The sequence below is a fragment of the Acinetobacter sp. YH01020 genome, from assembly GCF_013420275.1.
Lineage (GTDB): Bacteria > Pseudomonadota > Gammaproteobacteria > Pseudomonadales > Moraxellaceae > Acinetobacter > Acinetobacter amyesii.
This window is the reverse complement of sequence record NZ_VOYN01000046.1, coordinates 19,295-29,976: the sequence shown is the minus strand read 5'-3', so window position 1 is coordinate 29,976 and position 10,682 is coordinate 19,295. Positions and strand designations below refer to the sequence as shown.

General features: G+C 40.1%; 8 protein-coding genes. 3 read left to right on the top strand and 5 right to left on the bottom strand.

Translation table 11 applies throughout. From position 1 onward, the window contains the following. Positions 1 to 1,164 precede the first annotated feature (1,164 nt). Complete coding sequence (locus FTT85_RS14640; protein ID WP_218955490.1) at positions 1,165 to 1,773, top strand: DNA-binding response regulator; 609 nt, start codon at positions 1,165 to 1,167, stop codon at positions 1,771 to 1,773. 84 nt (positions 1,774 to 1,857) lie between these two features. Here the strand turns inward: FTT85_RS14640 and ppk1 are convergent, their stop codons facing one another. Further along, entirely contained in the window at positions 1,858 to 3,939 is a 2,082-nt protein-coding gene (gene ppk1 / locus FTT85_RS14635) for a polyphosphate kinase 1 (RefSeq protein ID WP_180164095.1), read from the bottom strand. Between the two features lie 146 nt (positions 3,940 to 4,085). Beyond that, positions 4,086 to 4,763 carry a monofunctional biosynthetic peptidoglycan transglycosylase gene (mtgA, locus tag FTT85_RS14630; protein WP_078193019.1) on the bottom strand — a complete coding sequence of 226 codons (678 nt, stop codon included), beginning with the start codon at positions 4,761 to 4,763 and terminating at the stop codon, positions 4,086 to 4,088. A 78-nt stretch (positions 4,764 to 4,841) separates the two neighbouring features. Here mtgA and FTT85_RS14625 point away from each other — a divergent pair, with 78 nt between their 5' ends. Then, positions 4,842 to 5,666, top strand: a complete 825-nt coding sequence (locus FTT85_RS14625) for a rhomboid family intramembrane serine protease (RefSeq protein WP_180164096.1) — start codon at positions 4,842 to 4,844, stop codon at positions 5,664 to 5,666. Positions 5,667 to 5,795: 129 nt separating this feature from the next. On the opposite strand, the gene FTT85_RS14620 is transcribed toward FTT85_RS14625, so the two are convergent. Beyond that, positions 5,796 to 8,297, bottom strand: coding sequence for an ABC transporter permease (locus tag FTT85_RS14620; protein WP_180164098.1), 2,502 nt, complete (start codon positions 8,295 to 8,297; stop codon positions 5,796 to 5,798). Next, on the bottom strand, positions 8,294 to 9,025 hold the full coding sequence (locus FTT85_RS14615; RefSeq protein ID WP_111884437.1) for an ABC transporter ATP-binding protein: 732 nt from the start codon (positions 9,023 to 9,025) through the stop codon (positions 8,294 to 8,296). Before FTT85_RS14615 ends, FTT85_RS14620 begins: the two co-directional genes overlap by 4 nt. 11 nt (positions 9,026 to 9,036) lie before the next feature. On the opposite strand from FTT85_RS14615, the gene FTT85_RS14610 reads away from it, so the two are divergent. Continuing rightward, a complete protein-coding gene (locus FTT85_RS14610; protein ID WP_180164100.1) occupies positions 9,037 to 9,666 on the top strand; it encodes an arylesterase in 630 nt (209 codons plus the stop codon). Between the two features lie 81 nt (positions 9,667 to 9,747). Here the strand turns inward: FTT85_RS14610 and FTT85_RS14605 are convergent, their stop codons facing one another. Continuing rightward, positions 9,748 to 10,362: a carbonic anhydrase gene (locus FTT85_RS14605; RefSeq protein WP_078189941.1), complete on the bottom strand. Its 615-nt coding sequence runs from the start codon at positions 10,360 to 10,362 to the stop codon at positions 9,748 to 9,750. Positions 10,363 to 10,682 lie beyond the last annotated feature (320 nt).

Genomic DNA, 10,682 nt, shown 5'->3' with positions numbered 1-10,682 from the left:
TCAAATGGCTATTCTACGTTTGATTGGTTTTGGAAAAAAAGAAGAATTTAAGAAAGTGCTAGCAATTTTAAGAAAGAAAAAGCCTGATAGGACAAGGATCCTATGAAATTTGTCGTGTACAGAGGTGAAAATTAAAGAGAGCCCTGTGCTCTCTTTTTTTATTTGGCAGAAGTTAATATTAATTTAAAAACTGATGTTACTCACGTAAAAGTAATTTCGCATTTTTAAATCTATTCGATGGAATCTTACATCTAGGGATTGAATAAAGAGATTAGTTTTCGGCTGGAGGTACTCTTACGAAACGTTGTTTCTTCATTCGGCAAAATGAGAAGTGCGCTTCGTAAGAAAACCATCTTGCAGAGCAATGCTCCTCACCGCAAAACTCGTTCACTAGCGTCTACTTATTCAAAGTATCGCAAAAACATTTTTGATTAGAAGTCATCCTGTCTCAAACACTTGCGGATGGCCTTACGCATATCGGTTTTTATTTAAATCAAATCGCGCTTCTGATGTTACTATATAACATCAGTTAAAAAATGAAATACAGCATCTAGAAAAAAGAAAAGGCTAACCCAAATAGGTAGCCTGATAAGGTAATATATGACTTGATGTATATCTCAATTCATCGCCTCGATAATATCTTCACACTAGCCAGATAAGTAAGAAGATAAATACATCTTATTAAAATATAACCTTCGTTAAAATCACTAGTTTCAGGTATTTTAGATAAAGTAGGCGAATTGAAAATAAGGTCCTATAGAATAAATGTTGACTAAAAATCAATCACATTATTTTAAATATTTACTACGCTTTATATTTAAAATAACTAAGCAATAGATAGAAATAAATTCATATCGGAAACAGTCCAATTTATCCGTTGTCAAAATACGATATTCACATTTCGATTATTTTTTTCAATCCGAATACAAATTTAATTGTTATTTAACCAATAAATCTAAAATTAAAAACAAAAAACCATAAATCTTTTCATTCAAAATAATGAAAAACACCAAAAATATACGCTATTTAAATTCTATTAAATCACAATAACTTAATTATATTTTGATGTATAAATCCCAACTTCTAGGTATATTTTTATGATTCGCATTCGTGCAAATTATGGAAATGCAATTTGATTAAAATAATAAATGAGCGAAATGTATGATGAGTGAATTTTTATTACCAGTACCCGTTTTGATTATTGATCATCAATCGATGACTTCAAAAACAGTGCTGTTTAACATCTTAGGAGACCTCGGTTATCCTGAAGACCTCATTACATTTTCAGAAAATTTAGCAGATGCGGAACAGCAAATTTTCAATCAATTGCCCAATTTAATCTTTTTAGTGGTCACTCAACAGTCTGATATCTCTTTCATCCATAAAATTAAGAAAATCTATCCTTCGAGTAATCTCATCATTTTAGTCAATGAACAGTCTGCCGATTTAACTTTACATGCGATTCAGTTAGGTGCAACTGCCTATATGTTGATTCAACAGCCAATTGAAGACACTTATAACCAGCTGAAAACCATTTTAAGAGGTGGCGCTGCCCTGCACCCAAGTTTTGCAAAATTTTTATTGAGTGAAACTTTTAGTCCGCAAAATGCAGCGCCGAAACAGCTCAGTCTAAATCCAGCTGAATACCAAATTTTAGATATGGTCAGCCATAGTGCGACTCAAGAGCAGATGGTCCGTGAGTTAAAACTTTCAACGTATCAAATTGATGGTTTTGTTAAAAATATCTACCGAAAAATTAGTAGCTACAGCTAAATTTAGTTCAGATAAATGATTCAAAAAACTTATAAATTAAAAAAGTAAAAGGGAGTATTGCTCCCTTTTACTTTTCTAACGCATTTATTTAAATGCTTCTATAAGCACATGCTGTGAATTGTGTGCTTCCTCACCCTCTTGAACATGCGTACGAATCCAACGCCCATCACTTTGGAGCAACCAAGCTTGCTGATTATCTTTTAGGTAATTCACTAAACCTAATTGATAAATACGCTTTTTCAAGGCTGGATCTTCAATTGGGAAACAGGCTTCCACGCGATTAAATAAATTACGATCCATCCAGTCTGCACTTGAACAAAAAATACGTGAATCACCATTATTACTGAAATAATACACTCGAGTATGCTCTAAAAAGCGCCCAACAATAGAGCGCACGCGAATATTTTCAGACAGCCCCGGTAAACCTGGACGCAAACAACAAATAGAACGAATAATTAAATCAATCTGTACACCTGCTTGTGACGCTTCGTACAGTTTATTGATCAACTGAACTTCTGTTAATGCATTAACCTTGACTATAATTTGCGCAGACTTACCCGCTTTAGCATTGCTAATTTCATTATCAATATAATTAATCAGTTGAGCATGTAAGGTAAATGGCGCATGCAGCAGTTTTTTTAGCTTCGCCATTTTACCCATACCGGTCAATTCTTGGAAAATACGATGTACATCTTCACAGAGTTCTTTATCTGTGGTTAATAGACCGTAATCCGTGTAGATACGCGCATTTCCCGCATGATAGTTGCCCGTACCTAAATGCACATATCGCACCAATTTATTGTTTTCGCGGCGTACCACCAAAATCATTTTGGCATGAGTTTTATAGCCCACGATGCCATACACGACAACTGCGCCTGCTTCTTGTAATACATTAGCCACAGCAATGTTTGATTCTTCATCAAATCGTGCTCGAAGCTCAATTACAGCGGTGACTTCTTTGCCATTACGTGCTGCTTCCGCTAAAACTTGCACAATCTCCGAATCTGCGCCACTTCGATAAAGCGTTTGTTTAATGGCCAAAACTTGTGGATCACGTGCAGCTTCACGCAGTAAATTAATTACCGGTGCGAATGATTCAAAGGGATGGTGCAGCAAAATATCTTGTTTTTGCATCGCACTAAAAATGTTTTCAGATTTTTTGAGTACTTTCGGAATAACTGGAATATGCGCGTCATAACGTAGATGTGGACGTTTAAAGTTTGACAGTAAACGTGCAAGGTTAACCGGCCCATCCACTTTATAGAGTTGCTCTTCTTCTAAATCGAATTCATCAAGCAAATATTCATAAATATGCTGCGGACAATTTTCTGTCACTTCCAAGCGAACGGCGCGACCAAAACGACGTGAATTCAACTCACCTTTGAGGGCTTTAGCCAAATCTTCAACATCTTCATTTAAAGCCAAATCGGCATTACGCGTCACGCGAAATTGGTAGCAACCCGTCGCCGTCATGCCGGGGAACAAATCAGAGACATGTTCATGAATAATTGCCGATAGCATCACATGATGCTCTTTGCCACCGGTTAACTCATCAGGGAGTCGAACGACACGTGGCAGCGAACGTGGTGCAGGTACAACGGCTAAGTCAATCTGACGGCCAAACGCATCCTTCCCTTCTAAAGTCACAATAAAATTCAACGACTTGTTGACCAAGCGAGGGAATGGATGTGCGGGATCTAAGCTAATTGGCGTTAAGACTGGAGCAACTTGCTCTTGGAAATACTTTTTTACCCAAGCCGATTGTGCAGGCGTTAATTCCCCACGGCGTAAGAAGCAAATATCTTCTTCACGCAGTTTGGGTAAAATTTCTTGATTTAAAATACGATACTGGCGCTCAATTGCCGCATGCGCTGTCGCAGAAATTTCATCTAATACTTGTTTTGGTGTTAAGCCATCTGGACTGCGGCTTTCATTACCTAAGTCTAACTGTTCCATCATTCCCGCAACACGAATTTCAAAAAATTCGTCTAAGTTACGTGAAAAGATCAGCAAGAAATTCATGCGTTCAAGTAATGGATGTATCGGATCAACCGCTTGTTCGAGCACACGCAGATGAAAGTCGAGAATCGATAACTCTCGATTGATATAACGATCATTATAAGTATATTCAGTTGGTACTTGCGCGACTTCAGCTGCGGTATTCATTTCAAACCCATATTAAAAAATGTGTGCTGTACTCAGTTTAGTATGCTTCAAATTTGTGACAATTTCATAAAAAAAGCCCATAAAGATGAGCTTTTTGTTGTAATTCAAATCGCTGCCATGCCATTTGACGGGTGTGTCGATTGTTCTTAATCTGGGATATGGCTATAACGCATATATTTTTGGATCATGCGCTTACGATAATTTAGCTTACGATCTTGTCGATTTTCATCATAATATTTTGGATTGGGTAAAATAGCCGCAATAAATGCCGCTTGCTCTCGGCTTAAACTCCGTGAACTTTTACCAAAATAGTGCTGTGTTGCAGCTTCTACGCCATAGATGTTGTCCCCAAACTCAACCGAGTTGAGATATACCTCTAAAATGCGTTGCTTCGTCCACATGCGCTCCATCATCCATGTTGCAACGGCTTCCTGTCCTTTGCGGATAAATGAACGCTTATTATATAAAAATAAGTTCTTTGCCAATTGCTGAGAAATGGTGGATCCGCCTGCAACCACTTTGCCTTTATCTTTATTGCGTTCTAAAGCATTTTGCATGCCTTCCCAATCAAAACCTTTATGTTGTAAAAACTTGCCATCTTCAGCGGCAACAACAGCATGTTTGACATAATCACTGATTTGGTCGTAATCACGCCATTCGTGTTTAATCGGTTTGGATGGCTCAGACCAATAATCTAAACGCATCATCATCGTCGATTCCACAGGATGCGTACGCCACCACACTAGACTACCAAAGATCCAAAGCTGCACCAAAAGCACAAGACTGACAAGAATTAACAATGTACGAACAATAAAGGCTTTCATGTCAGTGTGTTACTCCAGAAATTCTGTTTTTTCATGTTAAGCTTATTTTTAAATATTTTGACACAGTACAAGAATAGCATGTCTGAACTCAGCCCTCCTGCTGTATCAACCCGTAAGCTGCAAATCCAACTGTGGTGGATCACGGCACTCTTAATTACCATCAATGTTGGACTCTTTGGCTGGCAAGTGTTGCATGGAATGAACGTTAGCCAACCCGACACACTGAATGCTTTGCGTTGGGGTGCTGATTATGCACCTTTAACCTTTTTAGAGGAACCCATCCGCTTATTCAGCAGTATGTTTTTTCATTTTGGCCTGATTCACCTGATGTTGAATATGTGGGCTTTGTATATTTTTGGCAGTGTTGCCGAGCAAATGTTAGGTCGTTTCTATTTCCTCGGCCTGTATGTTTTAGCAGGACTGATGGGAAGTTTATTGAGTGGTTATCTAACCATTCAAGACAGCTATGCATTATTGGCCGAAGGTGCAGCCAATCAGCAGCTTTTCCCGAGTATTGGTGCAGGTGCATCGGGTGCAGTGATGGGACTGGGTGCCGCGCTGACGATTATTTCTCTGCTCCCTATGTTACCTAAACAGCAATTTTATCTGGATAAAAAAACCTTATTAATGGTGATGGGGATTAACCTCGCGATGGGCTTTATGATTAGTGGGATTAATAATGCCGCGCATATTGGCGGCATGTTGATGGGCGCTGCCTTGGCTTTCATTTGGTATGTGGGACAAAAATTACATCAATCCCTAATCATTCAAATGATCGGTCTAATCGCCGCAGCTGTCGGATGCTACCTGTTTTATCTGCATTGCCAACAATTAATCCAACCGATTTTACCGCTTTGGGAACACTTTATCCTGCTGATGAAGCAATCTCTCGCAGCACGTTAAACAGTGGAATGAACCCTGTGGCTATCAACACAGATATGTTGAAAACACATCAAATCATGTCTAAACCTGGACTGCGCACTGGGTTCCTGCTCCACTCTTAACTTGCTCGGCTGTTAACCATCTCCCCCCTTAACTATTTAGTTCACGTAAGCTTTCTAAGGGTGGGATGTCGCAAAGATAACTTAAGCGATAACGTCCGATCAATGTACAGACTAAGGTCATGACCAGTGGGAGGATCAACCAAATTTCTGCATGTAGCTGGATGACCAGTTCCATTTTATAACTGACAATCGCACTGATCACTTCGGCAAAAATACATGCTACAACACCTGAAATTAGTCCCATTAGCCCTACTTCCAAACTGAGCATCGACTTTAGTTTTTGCTTGGAACTGCCGAAGGAACGCAGTAATGCCACTTCTTTTTTGCGTTCATCCATAAATAAGTTCAAACATGCAACCAAAACTAAAATGCCTGAAATACTCACCAACAGCGCCAAGATGGTAATAATCTGAACCAATACACTGACGATGCGTTTGATCTCATCCAAAATCAGACTAACATCAATAAACACGGTATTCGAAAACTGCTGAATCAGACCAATTAACTGATTTTTATCTTGCGGTGGAACATAGAAACTCCCCAAGTAACTGCCAGCATTTTCATCCATGGTTTGGGGAGAAAAAATAAAGAAGAAGTTTGGACTAAAGCTTTCCCACTCCACACTGCGAAGGTTAATTACCTTGGCTTGTAAAATCCCTTCAGGTAGGCTAAAACTCAGTCGATCTCCAATTTGAATACCCAGCTCTTGTGCGGTTTTCACTTCTACCGATACTTCATTGACCTGTTGAAAGTGCTGACTGCCCGCGATAATTTGATTATCTTTCGGAAAAGTTGCAGCCTGCGTAAGATTCAATTCACGGCGTAATGAATTATTGCTTTTAATTAAGGCATCAGAAAAAGGGAGATCATTTTTGGCAACTAAACGCCCACGAATATTCGGGTACATCGGCGTCCCTTGCCAACCATGCAGCTTGAGTTGTTGGTTAAAATCCTGCAACTCAAATGGCGGTAATCCATAGACAAATTGGTTAGGTGTCCCTAGTGGCAATTGTTGTTGCCAACGTTCCAGTAAATCTGTACGCAATACCGCTAAAACCGTGATCAAACTTAGCCCCAATGCCAATGCGGTAATTTGAAATGCCGTTTGATACGGTGTGCGTATATACGCTGAGATTTTCGTCCCCCAACTTTTCAAGGCCTTTAAACTGAGCCAGACCATCATATATAAGCCGATACACAGGAAGATGATTGCGCAAATCAGCCACAGGGTGAGTTGTAAATTTTCAGTTAAAACCACACAAAACACCACCAAACTGAGTGTGCCGAAACTGAGCATCCAAAGCATGGAACGTACAGAACGCTCTTGTTGTCGTATCACTCGTGCCGGCGGTGTCCCTAATAATTGCCAAAGACTTGGAAGAACAAATCCTAATAACACAATCGTACTGGTGAATATTGCAATTGGAAGCGGGCCAAGCAGCATAGACAGGGCTGAAAACTCTAATTGTAAATTTGGAATCAGCTGTAGCATCAGTTGCAATAAGCCATAGCCCAATCCCAGACCAATCAAACTTCCAAACAGGATTGAAAGCCCGAGTACAACCAACAGTAAAGCCAGATAAGCACTTAATATTTGCTGTTTGGTCGATCCAATACAGCGCATCAGTGCAATAGCATCTTGATTTTGTTGTACATAGCGCTGGCTGGTTAATGCGATGGCGATGCCACAAAGTAAAATGGTTAAAATATTGGCCATTTGTAAAAACGTTTCAAGATTGGCAATCGGCTTCATCAAGCGGGTATTGCCTTCACTGGCATTTCTCAGTTTTAAACTGCTTTGAGCTGCATCTTGAACCTGCGCATGATCTGAGTTAGCGGAACGGCCTTCGCTTTGATCGCCAAATTTCTGCTTATACAGTTTTTCAAATCGCTGTGTATTTTGTGCATCTCCTGCCATTAACAGACGATATTCAATCCGACTCCCGACTTGGATGGCATTGGTTCTCGCCACTTCAGACTGCGCAATCATAACCGTCGGTGAAAAGCCACTGAAACCGAGTTCCTGATTGGTGTCATGAATGATTTTGGCACTGACTTGAAAAGCAGCATCAGCAATATTGATCTGATCTCCAACCTTTACGCCCAACAAATCCATGGCACGCGGACTTAACCAAACCTCACCTGCTTGTATGGAACGGTTTAGTTTCGGTTCTGTTTCAAGTTCACCTCTTAATGGAAATGCAGCATCAACGGCTTTGACATTGACCATGACAAATTGCTGATCGGTGTGCGCCATACTGCTAAATAGCGTGACATTCGATTGTTTTAATTGCTGTGCTTTGGCTTGTTGTTGCCACTCTTGTGGAATTGGTTCATTGGCTGTCAGCACCAAATCTGCTGCCAACATTTCAGCAGCTTGTAGCGCTACAGCATTTTGAATTTGTACATTACTAAACTTTAAAGCCGTGGTGGCACTGATCGCCAAGGTTAGTGCGATCAATAATAAATACACACCCGTGGTTTTAAAACTCAGTTGTAAGAGTGGTCGAAACAATGCCAAAAGATTCATGCAGCATCTCCTGTTCGATGCTCAATCAATTGACCATTGACCAATTCAAAATGGCGCTGACATTGACGGGCCAAATCGGCATCATGCGTCACCAATACCAAAGTGGTTCCCATTTCACGATTTAACTGAAATAACAGTTGTTCAATTTCCTGTGCCGTTGCACTGTCTAAATTACCTGTCGGTTCATCTGCAAAGATCAGATCGGGTTCACTCACCAAAGCACGGGCAATCGCAACCCGTTGCTGCTCACCACCGGATAAAACTTTAGGAGCTTGATGCGCTTGGCGTTCTAGTCCGACCTTTGCTAACAGTTTTAATGCTTTTTCTTCTGCGGCTTTGACCTGAAAATTTGCTTGTAGCCGTAGCGGCAGCATGACATTTTCCAGAGCCGTTAAATGTGGCAACAACTGGAAAGACTGAAAGACAAATCCAATATGAGCCAAACGGACTTGAGCACGCTGTTCTTCATTTAATAGATGAATGTCTTGACCACAGACCCGTAATTGTCCCGAACTGGCCTGATCTAAGGTCGCCAAAATACCCAACAAGGTGGATTTACCTGAACCAGAACGACCAGTAATCGCAACTTGTTCCCCTGCAAAGATTTCAAGATCGAGTTGTTCGAAGATCGATAACTGTTTTTGTGGAAGTTGTATCTTTTGTGTCAATTGCTGTGCAGAAATAATCGCCTGTGGCATGATGTCAACATCTGTCGTGAGTTGGGTCATATCTTCCCTATATGCAAAATCGCATTCAAAATAATCGTCTATTGAGTTACTTGCTGGCTATTGCACTGATGTTCTGCCCGATGCTGCTCTCTGCCAAAACCATCATGATTTTGGGCGATAGCTTAAGTGCAGGTTATGGTGTTTCAGTGCAGCAAGGTTGGGTCCACTTATTACAAAAACGTCTAGACCAACAGTATCCGAAACAACATAAAGTGGTCAATGCAAGTGTCAGCGGTGAAACCACCAGTGGTGCTTTGGCACGACTGCCTAAACTGTTGCAAACTCATCGTCCAGACCTTGTGGTGATTGAGTTAGGTGGTAATGATGGTTTACGCGGACAGCCCCCTGCACAAATTAAAAAAAATTTAGCGCAGCTGATTCAAAAAAGCCAACAGGCCAAATCGAAAGTCATTTTATTTGGAATGAAAATTCCACCGAATTATGGCAAGGCATATAGCCAAGCTTTTGAAAATAACTATCAAGTGTTGAGCCAACAGTACAAAGTCAAATTATTGCCTTTCTTTATGCAAGGGGTTGCGGGACATAAAAACTTAATGCAACAAGATCAGATCCACCCGAATGCCAAAGCGCAAACAATTTTGCTGAACAATGCTTATCCATTGATCAAAGCAAGCTTATAAATTTAGTTGGTGAAAATCGGTTCATAAAAAAAGGCGCTTCATGAGCGCCTTTTTTAATATCTTGTCTTTACTGTAATTTGCTTAGAAATCGTAGAAGCTTACTTCACCCGTTTCGAGTGAATACTCAGCGCCCACCACTTTTAATTTGCCTTGCGCAATTAAGTTTTCGAGGACTGCTGAACCATGACGAAGTTGATTCACTGATGCAAAAACGTTTGAACGTACTGCATGCATTGAAAGTTTTTCAAGGTCATCTTTCAATTCAGTTTGCATAAGTATTTCTACAGATGGACGAACGCGGTTCACAATCGACATCAAGTTCGCTGATGGTGGTGTCGCAGGGTTAGTTAAAGCTTCAATCGTAGAATGAATCGCGCCACAGTGTGTATGACCCAATACAATGACCACAGGACATCCAAAGCTTTCTGCTGCAAATTCCACGCTACCGACTTGAGACGGTGCCACAATATTACCTGCAACACGAATCACGAATAAATCGCCTAAGCCTTGGTCAAATACCATTTCAGCAGGAACACGTGAGTCTGAACATCCTAAAATAATCGCAAAAGGTTCTTGGCTTTCGGCCATTTCAGCACGTTGTTGATGCGTCAAAAGCTTCGGGTGATTCGTTTCACCGTTTACAAAACGTTGATTCCCTTTCTTTAAACGATCTAAAGCTTCTGCTGCTGCTAGCATGTTCTAATTACCCTTATCCGAAGTTGCAATATTTTAATCCCAGTCGAATCGATTGTCACTTGCAAAAACAATTGCTGTGAATTTTTTCTACGACGATTCATCTTGATAGAAAATGCTACTCCATATTCATCAAAAAAAATTATTTTTTCTGTAATGGTTCACATTATTAAAACGCAAGTTTAACTACGTCAAAAAAGCAATGGATGACAAAGGTCATTTTTAATTTACAATATATTTCATAAATATACGCTTTTGCTATTTCAGCCCATTCTGATAATAGTCATATAAATGATCTAAAAAATATATCGATTCGATTTAAC